The organism is Peribacillus sp. NPDC101481, assembly GCF_044767165.1.
Classification (GTDB): domain Bacteria; phylum Bacillota; class Bacilli; order Bacillales; family DSM-1321; genus Peribacillus.
In genome coordinates, this window is record NZ_JBIWNJ010000001.1 from 1,602,292 (window position 1) to 1,617,896 (window position 15,605).

At 40.6% G+C, this 15,605-nt stretch carries 14 protein-coding genes and 1 pseudogene; 1 reads left to right on the plus strand and 14 read right to left on the minus strand.

Translation table 11 applies throughout. From position 1 onward, the window contains the following. Window positions 1-396: 396 nt before the first annotated feature. From ACIROD_RS07720 to ACIROD_RS07775, 12 genes and pseudogenes are all read right to left on the minus strand, one after another. Complete coding sequence (locus ACIROD_RS07720; RefSeq protein WP_402939244.1) at window positions 397-843, minus strand: OsmC family protein; 447 nt, start codon at window positions 841-843, stop codon at window positions 397-399. A gap of 29 nt (window positions 844-872) precedes the next feature. Next, window positions 873-1,610 carry an amino acid ABC transporter ATP-binding protein gene (locus tag ACIROD_RS07725; RefSeq protein WP_402939247.1) on the minus strand — a complete coding sequence of 246 codons (738 nt, stop codon included), beginning with the start codon at window positions 1,608-1,610 and terminating at the stop codon, window positions 873-875. Between the two features lie 15 nt (window positions 1,611-1,625). Beyond that, on the minus strand, window positions 1,626-2,270 hold the full coding sequence (locus ACIROD_RS07730) for an amino acid ABC transporter permease (protein WP_214770723.1): 645 nt from the start codon (window positions 2,268-2,270) through the stop codon (window positions 1,626-1,628). Between the two features lie 33 nt (window positions 2,271-2,303). Further along, window positions 2,304-3,134, minus strand: coding sequence for a transporter substrate-binding domain-containing protein (locus ACIROD_RS07735; protein WP_402939251.1), 831 nt, complete (start codon window positions 3,132-3,134; stop codon window positions 2,304-2,306). Between the two features lie 16 nt (window positions 3,135-3,150). Then, complete coding sequence (locus ACIROD_RS07740; protein WP_402939254.1) at window positions 3,151-3,513, minus strand: hypothetical protein; 363 nt, start codon at window positions 3,511-3,513, stop codon at window positions 3,151-3,153. 90 nt (window positions 3,514-3,603) lie between these two features. After that, window positions 3,604-3,768: pseudogene (locus tag ACIROD_RS07745) on the minus strand (TetR/AcrR family transcriptional regulator); the annotation flags it as partial. 221 nt (window positions 3,769-3,989) lie between these two features. Then, entirely contained in the window at window positions 3,990-5,135 is a 1,146-nt protein-coding gene (locus tag ACIROD_RS07750; protein WP_402939257.1) for a mannitol-1-phosphate 5-dehydrogenase, read from the minus strand. A 5-nt stretch (window positions 5,136-5,140) separates the two neighbouring features. Beyond that, window positions 5,141-7,231: a BglG family transcription antiterminator gene (locus ACIROD_RS07755; RefSeq protein WP_260358437.1), complete on the minus strand. Its 2,091-nt coding sequence runs from the start codon at window positions 7,229-7,231 to the stop codon at window positions 5,141-5,143. An 87-nt stretch (window positions 7,232-7,318) separates the two neighbouring features. After that, complete coding sequence (locus ACIROD_RS07760; protein WP_402939261.1) at window positions 7,319-9,262, minus strand: PTS mannitol transporter subunit IICBA; 1,944 nt, start codon at window positions 9,260-9,262, stop codon at window positions 7,319-7,321. A gap of 201 nt (window positions 9,263-9,463) precedes the next feature. After that, window positions 9,464-10,756, minus strand: a complete 1,293-nt coding sequence (locus tag ACIROD_RS07765) for a CitMHS family transporter (protein ID WP_402939264.1) — start codon at window positions 10,754-10,756, stop codon at window positions 9,464-9,466. A 350-nt stretch (window positions 10,757-11,106) separates the two neighbouring features. After that, entirely contained in the window at window positions 11,107-11,796 is a 690-nt protein-coding gene (locus ACIROD_RS07770) for a response regulator (protein WP_063232519.1), read from the minus strand. Then, a complete protein-coding gene (locus tag ACIROD_RS07775; protein WP_260358440.1) occupies window positions 11,790-13,394 on the minus strand; it encodes an ATP-binding protein in 1,605 nt (534 codons plus the stop codon). The genes ACIROD_RS07770 and ACIROD_RS07775 overlap by 7 nt, the downstream gene beginning before the upstream one ends. A gap of 182 nt (window positions 13,395-13,576) precedes the next feature. Between ACIROD_RS07775 and ACIROD_RS07780 the strand changes: the two genes are divergently transcribed. Next, on the plus strand, window positions 13,577-13,933 hold the full coding sequence (locus ACIROD_RS07780; protein WP_402939268.1) for a hypothetical protein: 357 nt from the start codon (window positions 13,577-13,579) through the stop codon (window positions 13,931-13,933). A gap of 35 nt (window positions 13,934-13,968) precedes the next feature. On the opposite strand, the gene ACIROD_RS07785 is transcribed toward ACIROD_RS07780, so the two are convergent. After that, a complete protein-coding gene (locus tag ACIROD_RS07785; RefSeq protein WP_402939271.1) occupies window positions 13,969-14,352 on the minus strand; it encodes a collagen-like protein in 384 nt (127 codons plus the stop codon). A 204-nt stretch (window positions 14,353-14,556) separates the two neighbouring features. Then, window positions 14,557-15,483, minus strand: a complete 927-nt coding sequence (locus tag ACIROD_RS07790) for a DNA-3-methyladenine glycosylase family protein (protein WP_402939274.1) — start codon at window positions 15,481-15,483, stop codon at window positions 14,557-14,559. Window positions 15,484-15,605 lie beyond the last annotated feature (122 nt).

Genomic DNA, 15,605 nt, shown 5'->3' on the forward strand with positions numbered 1-15,605 from the left:
TGCTCCAAATTCACGAGTTTTTGCTCTAAACTCACGATGATTTGCTCTATATTCACGAGTTTTTGCTCTAAACCCTTGAGTAACAGCTCTAAATCTCTTGCAATATCACCAAATTATTAAAAAATGCACCAAATTCTCTATTTATTGCACGAATCCTCCTTTTTCAATTCATTCTTTCAGTGCTTTTCGTCTAATAAATCAAAATGATTACGATTTATTCTTTAAAAAAATCTACATGTCACTCTTGTATTGGCTGTCTTTCATTATAAAACGTAATGATTACTATTTACAAGTTTTTTTTTAATTTGCTAAAATTTATTCGTTCCCTTTTTTTCCTTAAAAACCACAAAAGCACAGTAGAGATTTCTCTACAGCGCTTTTGAAAGGTTAAAAATATTATTCTGCTTCGTTCTGATCAGTTACCACTTTCGTTTTCTCTTCTCCATTTAAAATAAGCCGGAATGAGATATTGGCTTTCAAGGAATCCGATACTGCACAGTATTTCTCTTTTCCTAGATCGATTGCTCTCCAAATTCGTTTACTGTCCACTTGTCCATCAATTATGAAAGTCACAACAATGGATGTGAATCCTTTTGGCAATTCTTCTTTTCTCGTACCATCTGTTTCAATTTCAAGCTTGTCCACAGATGACAAATAAGGTTTCAGTATCATCGTGACATCTATTCCAATGCATCCAGCTAGGGAAGCTAAAAGCATTTCTGTTGGTGTACACCCTTTACCTTCGCCTCCATATGCAGGTGTTGCGTCCATATTGACTTCATAACCTGAATCTCCAACAGCTGTGAAAGCACGCTGGCCATTCCATTTTGTTACCACTTTCATGATAATTCCTCCCGCTTTCCTTATATTAACTACATTTTCTTCAAAAATTTCTTGGCTCGATCAGTTTTTGGTTGTGAAAAGAATTCCTCTGGTGAACTTTCTTCAACGATGACACCATCTGACATGAAGACGATTCGATCAGCGACTTCCTGAGCAAATGTCATCTCATGAGTAACAATAGCCATGGTCATTCCATCATGAACGAGTTCTTTTATTACAGCCAACACCTCATCTACCAACTCTGGATCTAATGCAGACGTTGGTTCATCGAACAATAAGATATCCGGTTCCATTGCAAGTGCTCTGGCAATCGCGACCCTTTGTTGCTGACCTCCAGATAATCGCGAAGGATACACATCTTTTTTATCAATCAAACCTACTCTTTTTAACAGCGTTTCCCCTTTTATCACTGCATCATTTTTCGACCACTTTTTCACAATTAACAGTGCTTCGATAACATTTTCCAATACCGTTTTATGCGGGTATAAATTGAATTGTTGAAAAACCATTCCCGTATGTAGACGGACCTTTTTAATTTGTTTATTGCGCACTTTATGACTTTTTTTCGCATCAACGACAATGTTGCTCACTTCAATAGTTCCACTCGTCAATTCTTCCAGTCCATTTATACATCGAAGCAATGTACTTTTACCTGAACCACTCGGCCCAAGAATCACAACAACTTCGCCGCTGTTCACTTGTAAATTAATATCATTCAACACTTCTAAGGTTGAAAAACTCTTCGATAGGTTACTGATGTTTATCATTCTACCTCTCCATACTTAGTCATATATTGATAACCTTTTTTCAATTCTTTCCAACACAAAGGAAAATCCTGTACTCATGATCCAATACATTAGTGCAATTGCTAAATAAAATGGCATGTACACATAGTATTGGGCAATTAATAATTGAGCAGATCGCAATAATTCGGTAACCGTTATAACGGAGACAAGCGATGTTTCTTTTAACATCCCAATGAATGTATTACCAGCTGGCGGGATGGCTACCCTAATCGCTTGCGGAAAAACAATTCTGCGCATCGTTTGATATGGTGTCATTCCAGATGCATATGCCGCTTCATATTGCCCTTTTGGGATGGATTGAATCGCCCCGCGCAATGTTTCAGAAAGGTAAGCCCCGATGCTGATACTTAACGCAATATAAGCCGCTGTTAGTGGTTGAAGATTAAAGCCGTAATCAGCCAGTCCATAATACACAATAATAATTTGCACCAAAGTGGGCGTACCTCTTATGATGGAAACATATGCACGAGCCATCCATCTAATAAATTTATTACCTTTTAATCTTGCTACCGCCACAATCACAGCAATAATCGATCCAAAAAACATTGAAATAATGGTGATAAGGAGCGTATAGTATGCTCCCTTCAATAAAAATGGCAGGTTAATCCAAATAACATCCATAAATTTGCTTGTATCCTTTCTACTACTATCGGTTTATTCTTGTGGCTCTTCCCCAAACCATTTCACAAAAATCTCTTTATATGTGCCGTCTTCTTTCATATCAGCTAGATGTTTGTTCAATTCTTTCAATAATGATTCATTGCCTTTACGAATCGCGATTCCTGCTTTATCAGATTTAACCGGATCACCAACAGCCTTGATCTTAAATCCATTACTCTCTACAACTGGTTTCAACGCATACATATTATTGATGGTTGCATCGATTCTTCCAGAGTCCAAATCCTTTAATGATGTAATCACGTCATCATATGTTTTAATCGTAAAGTCTCCCACTTCCGGAAGCAGCTCTGTACGAAGATATGTTTCATCATTAGTTCCTAGCCCCACTCCAATGTTCTTGCCTTTGAAATCTTTTACAGACTTAACCGTATTATTATCTTCTTGAACTATTACCTTCACATTGTTTGTGATATATGGTTCTGTAAAATCCATTTGTTTTTTGCGTTCATCAGTAATGGTCATTTGACTGATAACTGCATCAAATTTTTTAGTTTGTAATCCTGCTACCATACCTGAAAATTCTTGGGAAACAAATTCAACATCCACTCCAAGTCGTTTGGCCAATTCCTTCGCGATATCAGCATCAAATCCATCCATCTCTTTTTTTTCATTTAAGAAATTGTATGGCTGATATGTACCCATAAGCCCTACTTTAAGGGTTCCGCGATCTTTGATTTGTTGTAATAAATCTGCACTGCTTTCTTTATTTTCGCTTGCCTTATCGTCTTTCGTACCACATGCACTTAATATCAAAGTAAATGCTACTAATAAAACTAATGTAAGGTATGAATATTTTTTCTTCATAATAATCTGTCTCCTTTTATGTTCCTAATAATCCAAAAAATTCGAATCTAACCATTTCTTTAGCCAGCTCAGCCGTTGTTCTGCTTCGGATATGCGAACCATCTGAGACCGGCCCGAATAACCACCTAGATAGGATTCCTTCAAATAAACTCATTAATAATGCAGCTTGTAAACCAGAATCCCTTTCCGGTAGAATGTTTAGCTCCATTGCTCTTTTAATATTATTCTCAAAAGCTTCTTCCACCTTCAATCGAGTATCAATGATCGCCTGTTTAAGTGACCCTTCACCATCAATTCCCTTGAATATCATTTCCATTATATATCGATTAGATTCCGAAAAATCAAACAACTCCACAAATAACTTTTCAGAGGAATTCAAAACATCCTGAACTGTTCCAGGAGATTTCCGATGTCCGTGTGCTACTACTTCCAGAAGTCCGATCCGCCCTTGTTGAATAATTTCTAAAGCAATAGCTTCTTTACTTTTAAAATGCCAATAAAAAGTACCCTGTGCAATGCCCGCCTCTCGAACGATGTCAGAAATCTTCGTTTTATGATAACCAAGTGAAGCAAAAAGTTGTTGTGATATCTCTAATATTTGCTCTCTTCTATCCGGCTTTTCTTGAGTAGAAATTCTTTCTCACCTCCCGATTGATTAGTCAGTCAGTATTATCATATAAAATTCCTGCACTGTAGTCAATTATCTTTAGTGGTTTAGTTGGTATTGTATTATTTCCTTCTGAGCATTGTAAACCGCATTCATTCACGATAGTAAGCACAATAAGCCCTTTTAACAATTTTCCTATTTTTAAAAGCTCCTGAAAATTCATTTCAGGAGCTTTTAACTTAAATTATTTATTTTTTCAACGCATTGTAATGATTGACAACCTCTTTTGTTATTTCATTGCTTTCATCCAATCCGCTAACTTCCTTAAGTGCTGACGCTACACCGTGTTCTTTGATCATCGTTTGCAGTTTAAGGGCTTCTTCATCTTCGTTAAAATCAAAGAGTAAAGCGGCCGCTATCGCTTTCGCCAGATTAGTATAGGAAAGGCCGGCTTTCTTTGCTTCTACGGCAGGGCGCACGAGACGGTCGTTTGGCCCGAGCTTACGCAGCGGTGAACGTCCGACTCTATTCACCGAGTCATTCAGGTAGGAGTTTTTAAAACGATTAATGATTTTTTCGATATACTGCTGATGCTCATCTGCGTCCAAACCGTATTGCTTTATTAAATAAGCGCCCGTTTCCCCTAGGGTTTTCTTGACTTGCTCTACAATGCCTGCGTCCTCCAATGACTGGTCAATCGTAGATTTTTTATTTTTGAGATAACCGAGGTAAGCAATTACGGCATGTCCTGTATTAACGGTAAAAAGTTTTCTTTCAATGAATGGAGCGAGTTCTTTTACAATGGTCATCCCTTCAACGGCAGGAATGCTTTCCTTCGTTTCAACGACCCATTCATAATAAGGTTCCACCAAAACATCGAGTGATCCTTCGTTATTTTGGATAGGAACAATGCGATCGACTGCTGAGTTAAAGAAGTAGACTTTATCGGTTAGTTTTTCTTTTGTATCTTGATCCAAGTTTTCTAGAATGTAGCCTTCTAAAAGGTCTGTTGCCGATATTTGGTTTTCACAAGCGATCACATATAGTTTTTCATCGGTTTCCTTCACTCTTGACGCTAACCCTTTTGCAATTAAAGGAGCGATATGAGGCAAAATATTGGGACCGATAGCAGTGGTGAGGTAGGTTGCTTCGGAAATTGCTTTTATGATTTCCTCTTCCTGCTTTAAACTGTTTAAACCCGAAACATTTTCTACTGTGACGGATTCTTGTTGATCAGTGGCCAGTTTGACTTGATATTGCTTTTTATCATTTAACTGGTCGATTATTTGATCAGCTATATCTACAAATGTCACATGATATCCAGATTGTGAAAAGAGCGCTCCGATAAAGCCTCTTCCAATGTTTCCTGCACCGAAATGTACTGCTTGTTTCATTACAATCATCCCTTTATCAAGTTAGTATATAAATAATCCAAAAATATGGCTTCCAGCCTTCTGTTAATCATTTCTTCGTCTGAAGATGAAAAAATCATGATGGATTCATTGCTTTCAATTAAGCTTGAACTTATTAAACTGACGATTTCCTGCTGCTTCACACTTAATTCTTCAGGTGCCAGCATCAGCAGTAAATTTTTCATATGGACGTCATTTCCGTCCATACCTTTGACCAGACGATATTCATCCAGGTGGGCCACCTGGAATATCAGTTCTTTTACATTCTTATGTCTCGTATGGAAAAGGCCCATTCCAGTGCCAGGAATGCCTAAACCGCCTTTTTTTTCCCGTTCCTTCAAGGATTCGACCACATCATCCGCACCCATTAGCAGTTCTTCCGCTTCTGCCATCCTGACCATTTCTTCAATGATCTCTGGATGTCCTTTCAGATGCGGCAGCCGATAAAACCGGAAATTATCCATGATCGACTCGATGCTCTGCTGGGCATACTTCAATTCCTGCAGCACTTCTTTCAATTCGCCATCCTCTTTTTTTGTCACGGTATCCTTATGGGCTGAATGACTGCCATAACGCTTATTCTTCGTGAAGTTTTCGATATTCTTCCTTAAATAATTCCTGATGTTCAATATATTCTCTTCACTCAAAAGAGGGGATACAAGGATATAATCACTATCGATATACGGAAGCCGGACGGTAGAAATGATCACATCGTAGTTTTTCAGGCTGCCTTGCTGCTGGATGTCTTTGATCGTCTTGATTTCTACAGTCTCGATTTCGATTATTTCTTTTTTGATCCGGCTTGCAAGCATCTTCGATGTACCGATACCTGTCGGGCAAACGATGAGAGCCCTTATTGAGATTTCTTCCTCCCGGAGCACTAATGCAGATCCGAAATGAAGGACGATGAAGGCTATTTCATCTTCAGGAAATTCTTTTATTTCTGTGAATCCCTTTTCCAGACTGGTCTTCACTGCCAAAAAGAGAACCGGATACTTTCGCTTAATATCTTCGGTTAAGGGGTTGTACAATCCCATTTCCTGTTTGATCCGGAAAAGCGATGGTTCCATATGGGCAAGGAGCCCCTGATACAATGGGAAATCCTTGGTCAAATCGATTTGCAGTTGTGCCGAAACATCTTTTATCAGGTTTCTTATCAACTGACCAAGCAACACACTGTCATATGGAACGGCATCTGCCGCATGAAGCTTGGACCCTTTAAGGATGGCTGCCAGGTAGCTTATATCATCGATGGTAAAAGAGACTTCCAGCTTTGTGCTGAGTTCCTTGCCTATTTTATTCATGAGATTATTCTCATCGGAAAGTTCGCTTATTTTCTTGAAGTCCTTCTCCAAAAAAAATTGGCTTTCATTCCTTTGCAGGGTTACATAAATATGTACTATTAACCCTATATACCCGCTATCCGCCAAACGGGAATGGACACGGTTAAAAGTTGAGTTCAGCACCCCATCGATAGCCAGAAGATATTCGGGATCGAAATAGTCGAGGATTTTCGCTTCTGGAAATTTTCCTTCTTGCAGCAAAAATAAACTTTCAATCAGCTCTTCATTAAAGAAGTGCAAGAAATAGGCTGCCTGTGCTTTCCGTTTATTTTCTTCGGTACCGGCAAGCTCTATTCCGACTCCCCTTTTTCTGGTAATCACGATATTAAAATTCTTTAACCATTCAGTCAGTTCGTCCAAATAGGTTGTAAGAGTCGTTATGCTTATACCGAGATCCCCCGCAAGAACTTGAGTTTTATATGATTCTTCCTGCAGTAAAGCTAAAAGGAGATGCAGCTTTCTTTCTTGTGGCGTTTGATCGATCGGATGATTGCCCATCAGGTGCTGTACAAGCCGAAAGACTTGTTCATTCTTCCCGTCGATGGACAGGCCCTCATGTGTATTGCGTGTTAAATTCAACTCAAATGATTGCAGGATTTTTTCTATGGACTTCAGATCGCGTTGAACCGTCCGGACACTAACATTCAATTGTGTCGCAATGGATAAGGCTGTATGTTTTCCTGAAGTTTTTATGATCAATTCTATGATTGATTTTTCCCTTGAAGTAATATACATGCTACCAACTCATTTCAGGTGGAGTAACACGAGAAAATACTGAATAGAAAAGCGTAAAACGCTTTTCTATTCTTGTTTTAAGAGTATTTAATTATTTTCGACATTTATAATATCCATCAATTCCCTGGCTGATGTGGTTTTAACCATCTTTTCAATATTCTCCATCTCAGAGCAGGTAACTGCAATGCCAGATAGAATTTCAAGATGTGTCCCGTCCTTGCCGGCAATGCCGAATATCAATCTTGCCTTTTGGCCGTCAAAGTCGACACCATCAGGAATTTGTAAAACGGTAAATCCAGATTTAAGGACATCTTTCTTAGCTTCCTCGGTTCCGTGCGGAATGGCTACATCATTCCCCATATAGGTTGAAGTCAATTCATCACGGGCAATCATCGCTTCAATATAGCTTTCCTTAACGTAACCTGCATTAACCAAAGCTCTTCCCGCAAAGCGGATCGCTTCTTCCTTATTGGCGAATTGTTGATTAAGGAAGATGTTTTCTTCACGAAGCAATTCATTATCATCCTGCTCCTCCTCGTTGATGCCAGGCTCGATTGAATGTTCACGAACACCGGGAACCTTCTCTTCAGCATCTTCGACGATTTCATGCAGTTCATCGGTACCGTCATCCTGAAGCCGTGCAAGCAATGAATCGTATTCAGGGCTCGATAGGAAATTATCGACGGATACATGATATGCATTAGGGACTTTATTCTGTGCCCTTGGAGTTAGCTCTTCCTGTGTAATGACGATTTGTGCATCTGCAGGAATGTTTGAGATCGCCGTATTTGTAACAGTGATATTCAATCCGGCTTCCTTCACCTTCTTGCGAAGCAGCGAAGCCCCCATCGCACTTGATCCCATCCCAGCATCGCAGGCAAATATTATTTTGTTGACGTTTGCTGGCATCGTACCCGGATCTGAAGCGAATACATCGGCAACAGAGCTTTTCTTGCCTTTCATTTCTTGCATTTTTTTCGCGGCATCTTCAATATTCTCTTCAGATTGCTTTCCTGTTTTCAGGATGAATGCACCGACGATGAATGAAACGATGGCCGCTACGATCACGCCTGCAAAGTTAGCAATATATGCTCCCGCATTATGCGGAGTTACCGCTGTAATGGCAAGAATGCTTCCTGGAGATGCTGGAGCGAACAATCCTCCGCCTAAAAGGACCAAAGTGAAGACTCCACTCATGCCTCCAAGAATGACTGCTAAGAATAACATCGGCTTCATTAGGATATAAGGGAAATAAATTTCATGTATCCCGCCGAAGAAATGAATGATGGCAGCTCCTGGCGCCGATTTCTTCGCCGTTCCCTTTCCAAAAAAGCAATAAGCAAGCAGTACGCCGATACCTGGTCCAGGATTCGATTCCAGAAGGAACAGGATTGAAGCCCCTGTTTGTTTAACTTGCTCTACACCGATTGGTGATAGTACACCATGATTGATGGCATTGTTCAAGAACAATACCTTGGCAGGCTCGATCAGGATACTAGTCAACGGCAGTAAACCTGTACCGACAAGCCAATCTACTCCTGCAACAAGCCAGCCTGTAAATACGTCTACAGCAGGACCGATGGCCAAGAAGGATAGAATGGACAATAGGCCGCCAATAATTCCTGCTGAGAAATTATTAACAAGCATTTCAAATCCGGCTTTTATTTTCCCTTCAATCAATTGATCGAATTTCTTGATGACATAACCGCCGAACGGTCCCATAATCATGGCTCCAAGGAACATCGGGATGTCAGATCCGACGATGACGCCCATTGTCGCAATGGCACCGACTACGCCGCCTCGGTGGTCATGGATTAGCTTACCACCCGTATACCCAATTAAAAGCGGCAGTAAAAACGTAACCATCGGTGTAACCATTTTGGCAAGGCTTTCATTTGGCAGGAAACCAGATGGAATGAATAGGGCAGTGATTAGCCCCCATGCTATGAAAGCTGATATATTCGGCATGACCATTGAACTTAGAAAGTTACCGAACTTTTGAACTGCAACTTTTATATTAAAGTGAGCCATTTTGCTCCCTTCCCTTCATATTAATATAGTTTCCTCTAATCTTAAGGTACGTACCTTCCGCATTCAATAAAAGAAAAAGCTAACTTTGTCGCGAAGGAGAAGACAAACATAATGTATCTCACTTTTCCAGATTTATTCAGCGCTTGATGCAGACAGAAAAGAGCCCCGTTCGCAACTTGACGAACGGGACTCTTTAGAATCTTATAGTGGGATGATTCCCAATAGGACACATACCACTATCATGACAAGCGTCGAACCGCATGCCCATTTAAGGAAAGTGCGCTGCAATGCACCGAAATCCTCCCCTACCATTCCAACCAATAGATAGGTGGATGGAACAAGCGGGCTTAATAGATGGACGGGCAATCCTAATAGTGAAGCTCTGCCGATCAGGGCAGGGTCGATTCCATAAGCAGCTCCCGCTTTAGCAAGTAATGGGAGCACACCATAATAAAATGCGTCATTAGACATGAAGAACGTAAAAGGTGCTGAGATGATGGCTGTGATGACAGCAAAATGTGCGCCCATTTGATCTGGAATATGCTGAATCAAAGAGTTTGCCATGGCATCGACCATTTCCGTACCGGCAAGGATTCCAGTGAAGACACCTGCTGCAAAAATCATCGAAATTACAGATAAAGCATTGTCCGCATAGTTTGCCACACGCTCTTTCTGATCACTGAGTTTCGGATAATTAACCGTAATGGCAATTGCGAAACCTACCATGAACAGAACTGCTGAAGGCATAAGTTCCATAATCAACGCAACCAGAAGTGTAAGAGTCAATGCGTAATTGAATATTATCAATTTAGGACGCTTAAGATAAGCATCTTCCGTTGCAGCCGCGTGCTGTGCCACAGCCCGATAATCGACTTCAATGATTCCAATTCTCTTTCTTTCTTTTTTACCCAGGCAATATGCCATGAAAAGGACGAATAGGACTCCGCCAATCATTGCAGGAATGACAGGGGTGAAAACATCGGACATTTCAAGTTTTAAAGCGGTCATTACCCGTGCTGTAGGGCCTCCCCAAGGAAGAAGGTTCATGACTCCAGATGACGAAACAGCAATACCGGCCAATACTAGCGGTCTCATTCCAATCCGTTTATATAGCGGAAGCATGGCTGAAATCGTTATCATATATGTTGTCGTACCATCTCCATCCAAGGAAATCAGCAAGGCCAGGACTGCCGTGCCGATGGCAATTTTCACCGGATCGCCTTTTACAACCTTAAGAATCGTATTGATGATCGGGTCAAAAACCCCAGCATCAATCAAAATGCCAAAGAAAAGGATCGCAAATAAAATCATGATTCCCGTTGGCGCGACGTCTTTGATTCCTTCCAACGCCATCTCACCCATTTTACCGCCAAACCCGCCAATAAGTGCAAAGGCACTTGGTACTGCAATCAAAGCTATCATGGCTGTAAGTCGCCCTGTCATAATTAAAATCATAAACACTACTATCATCAAGTATCCTAATAAAGCGAGCATATGATCACTCCTTAATTTCTAATTTTCTAATTTTCTAAATTGTATATGAAATCACTTTATCTGTAAGCGTTTTCAATTTATTGTGTTTTAAAACTATTAAATTAATTGTGTTCATTGTGTTCACGGAGGCGATTTTCCAGAGTGAACCAGACTCCATTCCCCGGGTTGAATGGCGGGTTCTTTAAGGAAAAAATACGATTATTAAGCAAACAGTGACTAAATCTTTATGCATTGCAGAGGATTTCTAAACTAACTCACATTGCTTTTTTTGAAATCTTTCAAACCATTTTACCGTTGTACAGCATGCATAAAAAAACACCTCCAATCGTGAAGGTGTTCCACATTTAATTCTATTGAATTTTATAATATCTTCGCTCAGGTCTTCCCACTACCCCGTATACGACTTCCGCTTTACATTTCTTAACGGATATCAAGTATTCCAGATAGCGTCTCGCGGTTGTCCTGGAAGCACCGATCTGACCGCTCACTTGCTCAGCCGACAAACCGATATCGCTTGCTTCGAGTACCTCGATCACTTTCGCCAAAGTAATTTCGTCGACCCCTTTCGGTAAGGACGGCCCATCATTCGTTTCCGAAACGGAAGATCCCTTTTTCAAAATGAGATCAACAAAATCCTGATCTATTTCTTGTTTGGATTTCATCAGATGGACTTTCTTCAGATACTCTTCGATAACTTGGTTGAAGCGCTTCATTTCCACTGGTTTAATTAAATAATTCTCTACACCATAGTGAAGGGCTTTTTCAAGTTGTTCTTTATCCGTTGCCGCGGTAATCATGATGATATCCACATTCGGGAATTTTTTACGTATGTCCGGAAGAAGGTCTGTACCAAGCTGATCTGGCATATAAACATCAAGCAAAAGCAGATCCGGACTTTTTTGTTCCAAGATACGAAGCGCTTTTTTGGCATTGACAGCTTTTCCGACCACTTCTATTTCATCAAAGTTTTTTAAGAATTTTTCATGGATATCCGCTACACGAAAATCATCTTCTGCGATGACTGCTCTTATCTTCAGCATCCTTTCCCTCCTCTCTGTTCTTTAGGAAGATACACTGTGAATATGGTGTTTCCATCCTCGCTTTGAACTTCGATGATGCCGCCCAGCTCTTTTACGACATGATCAGCATTCGAAAGTCCATAACCACTCGGACTTCCGCTGTTTTTCGAAGTGAAACCCCGATCGAAAATATGGGCGATGGCATCCTCAGGTATTCCTTTTCCGTTATCACTCACTTCAAATACCATATCATTTCCGATATCTGTGGCGAAAAATTTCACGTGCGGCTCTTCCATGCTTGAAACCGCTTCAAGTGCATTATCGATAATGTTGCCTAGAATCAATGTTAGTTGTGACAATTTTATATGATCCGGCAGTTTCTCTAGGTAACTTTGTGCGTCTATTTCAAAGATGATCTTCTTCTCCGATGCTTTCCCTATCTTCCCTAGTAACAGGGCTTGTACTTTTGTATCCTTTATCTGTTCGAACACGACACGGTTCAGGGAATGCAATTCGGATGTTTCGCTTTGAATCATTTCTATCGCTTCATCGTATTCTCCTAATTGTATCAATCCTGAAAGGACGTATAGTTTATTGGTAAATTCATGGGTTTGTGCCCTCAAATCCTCTGAATGCATCTTCACTTCAGATAATGTGTTGACCATTTCCTCAATTTCCGTTCGATCACGGAACGAAGCGACAACACCGCTTACCCCTTCACTATCGAAGATTGGCGTGCAATTAACGATAACGGATTTGTCTTTCCATGAAATCTCCTTATCCACTTGCGGTTCACCGGACTTCAGCACTTCGAATAAATATTTCGAAGGAAATAGGCCATCCACGTTATCCACGTTCAAATGGCGAACTGACTCTTTAATATCCAGCAATTTTTTCGCCGGCTGATTCATCGAGGTAATCGACCCATTTTGGTCAATGGCCAGAATACCTTCTTTCACCGAATGCAGCACTGCATTTTTTTCTTTATATAAATTGGCGATTTCAAATGGTTCCAGCCCCAATGTATCTTTACGTATGCTCCTTGCCAGCATATAACTGCCAATGATCGATATCATGATGGCCACTAAAGATACAATCATCTCTTTGGACAAATCCTTGAAAATTTGGGCGCGGACATCGTCCACTAAAAAACCGACGGAGACGATTCCAATTATTTTTCCAGCCTCATTGAATACCGGTGACTTCCCCCGAATGGAAAGTCCGAGTGATCCTGCCGCCTCGGAGACATAATATTCGCCTTCCCGAATGGCCCTGCTATTATCCCCGCCTTCCATCCGCTTCCCAATTTCAGAAGCCAGCGGATGGGAATAGCGAATTCCCTCTGCATTCCCTACAACGATGAACTCAGCCCCTGTTTCCCTGCGGATCTTTTCGACAATCGGCTGGATTATGCCAGCGGGATCGTCAGTTTCAAAGGCATCTGTAACTGTAGGCATGAAGCTAACCGTCTTTGAAAGCTCCAACGCCAATTGACCTTTATCCTTCGCTATTTGCCTTCCTTCCATATAGGAAAAAGAAGTAGTCAATAAGATAATCAAAAAAAGGCTCAACGATAAGACTAACCCGAGAATCTTGGTTTCCAGCGATACTTTCCTCATTTTCAACAGCATCCTCTATTTTCATTTTCATTCACTAAATTTTATAGGAGCATAATGATTTTACCATTTCTATTAAATATTGAACATTGTTGGCCGTTTATTTCGCCACATTCAAAAATGAAAGGATTTAAGTAACAAAACAAGGTATAATTTAACAAAAAGGGGAGGGTGAAATAAATTTCTTGAATCCTTTTCAAATGATTTATATGATCATCATAACCCTTTTGCTGATTTACGATTTTTTTCCAGTCTTTTTTCTTTCTGATATCGTGTCACCCGAGGTACTTCTTGGGGTTATGATAGGATTATTTCTCAGTGTCCTTTTTAAGAAAGATGGTCACACCAATAATGGTGCGAGAATCAAGGAGCAGGTGTTTTACACCTTGTATCTCCTTTCCGTAGTGGGAGTGTTGACCGCTTTAGGTGGAAAATCAGCTATAGGCATTTCTCTTACTAATGTATATCTTTGGATAGCACTGCTTCTGTCTTGCTACCCTACCTTTTCGTATTGGAAGAAGGCAAAACAACCTGAAACATAAAATGCTCAAAGGAAGCATCTCCTTTGAGCATTTTTTCAAAAACAGCTAAAAGAATTGATTTGTCTTGTATCGATACCAAAAAACGTCCAGAACCTGCCATTCCACCTGAAGCCGGCAACAGAACGCGGACCGACAAAAATGGGATAATACCAGAAACTCGCACCATTGTTTAGCCATATAAAAGTATTCCTGAACAGACAAAACGAAATGGCACCTGGATCTACGGCAAATGTTGAAGCCGATTGCTGGTGGGGGATAAACGCTGGCGGGGGAGCTGTTGGTGCTTGCGAACCCGGCGGCGGTCCTGGCTGCCCTGGAAATTGAGGCATACCAGGGATGCCCGGAAAGCCGGATAGACCGGGAAACTGCCGTTCAAGAAAAGCTTGATCTTCATAATGATACGTTGGGTACATATACATGGTCATTCACCTCTATAAGATTGAATGTAATAAGTTATGATATATGAACTCAACGGAAATGCTTTAACTTAGAAAATGGAGATATATCAACGAATTCTATAGTTTTATCTCCGAATATGGAAATATATCGGCGAAATTTATTGTTTTATCTCCGAATATGGAGTTTTATCGACGTTACTTGCAGGTTTATCTCCGAAGCGGTATTCAGTATAGCAATCTCCATAAATAGAAGGTCGCGTAGGATTCCCAATCGGCCCACGCTTCCGAAAGTTTCAGGATTTCCGTTTTCGTTGGTTTTGCTTCCGTTTGCATGACCAGTTTCATGGAATTATGCAGCCCGACATCATCGATGGGAAAGGCTGCTGGAAAACGTAAACAGCGCATTAAGACATAGTTCGCTGTCCACGGGCCGATTCCCCGTATATTGGTCAGCATTTTTTCAGCCTCTTTTACATTCTTTGCAATCAACAGCTTTTCTTTAGTAAGTTCCCCTTCTGCAATCAGTTGAGCAACACCTATTAAATATTCACACTTCTTCACCGTCATCCTCATATCGGCAAAATCTTCGACCGTCAATTTCGCGATCACCTCAGGCGTCGGAAACAGCCAATATTGCTTTCCTTCGAATTCTACAAAATCACCAAATCCCTCCACAAGCCTCCGTTTCAAGGTATAGGCATAAGTCAAGTTAATCTGCTGTCCAAGTATTCCCCAGGCAATCGCTTCAAATAAATCAGGGATGCCCATATTTCTCAAACCGAAGAATTGGCTTACAGGCTTTTGCAATAAAGCGTCATTTTGGGCCAGCTCATAAAAAGGAAGCAGATTTGTCTCAAGATCGAACCAGTGACGAACGTATTGGGAAACAGCATTCTTTACCTGATTATCCATCGGTGCAGTTCGTCCTGGAAATCGAACGGTCAGCTCCGTTTCATTCATCGCACTGATTTCTATTATAAGAGTCGCGTTTTCGGCAACAAGTGCTCGATAAATTTTTTGATCAACAATATCGAACAGACATTCATTGGAGGATCGTGATAAGTATTTAAGATTTTCCGAAAAACTGAACTCCTTTGGTGCACGAATTCTCAATTCAGTCTTGACTTCATCATTTGATAATTTCTCTTTCATTCCGCTCCTCCTTTAGCTTTATTCTAATGAAAGGTGAGTACGTTATCTCGCTCCTTCCTTCATGCAACTCCCTTATTTTAACAGACCAATAGTGTTCTTTTCTAACTCGAACAATTACGTTA

What these genes read in the sequence shown, in the direction of transcription:
- ACIROD_RS07720 (WP_402939244.1), bottom strand. Translation starts at nt 843, where the DNA reads ATGAAAGTGGTAACAAAATGGAATGGCCAGCGTGCTTTCACAGCTGTT.
- ACIROD_RS07725 (WP_402939247.1), bottom strand. Translation starts at nt 1,610, where the DNA reads ATGATAAACATCAGTAACCTATCGAAGAGTTTTTCAACCTTAGAAGTG.
- ACIROD_RS07730 (WP_214770723.1), bottom strand. Translation starts at nt 2,270, where the DNA reads ATGGATGTTATTTGGATTAACCTGCCATTTTTATTGAAGGGAGCATAC.
- ACIROD_RS07735 (WP_402939251.1), bottom strand. Translation starts at nt 3,134, where the DNA reads ATGAAGAAAAAATATTCATACCTTACATTAGTTTTATTAGTAGCATTT.
- ACIROD_RS07750 (WP_402939257.1), bottom strand. Translation starts at nt 5,135, where the DNA reads ATGAAACAAGCAGTACATTTCGGTGCAGGAAACATTGGAAGAGGCTTT.
- ACIROD_RS07755 (WP_260358437.1), bottom strand. Translation starts at nt 7,231, where the DNA reads ATGTATATTACTTCAAGGGAAAAATCAATCATAGAATTGATCATAAAA.
- ACIROD_RS07760 (WP_402939261.1), bottom strand. Translation starts at nt 9,262, where the DNA reads ATGGCTCACTTTAATATAAAAGTTGCAGTTCAAAAGTTCGGTAACTTT.
- ACIROD_RS07765 (WP_402939264.1), bottom strand. Translation starts at nt 10,756, where the DNA reads ATGCTCGCTTTATTAGGATACTTGATGATAGTAGTGTTTATGATTTTA.
- ACIROD_RS07770 (WP_063232519.1), bottom strand. Translation starts at nt 11,796, where the DNA reads ATGCTGAAGATAAGAGCAGTCATCGCAGAAGATGATTTTCGTGTAGCG.
- ACIROD_RS07775 (WP_260358440.1), bottom strand. Translation starts at nt 13,394, where the DNA reads ATGAGGAAAGTATCGCTGGAAACCAAGATTCTCGGGTTAGTCTTATCG.
- ACIROD_RS07785 (WP_402939271.1), bottom strand. Translation starts at nt 14,352, where the DNA reads ATGTATATGTACCCAACGTATCATTATGAAGATCAAGCTTTTCTTGAA.
- ACIROD_RS07790 (WP_402939274.1), bottom strand. Translation starts at nt 15,483, where the DNA reads ATGAAAGAGAAATTATCAAATGATGAAGTCAAGACTGAATTGAGAATT.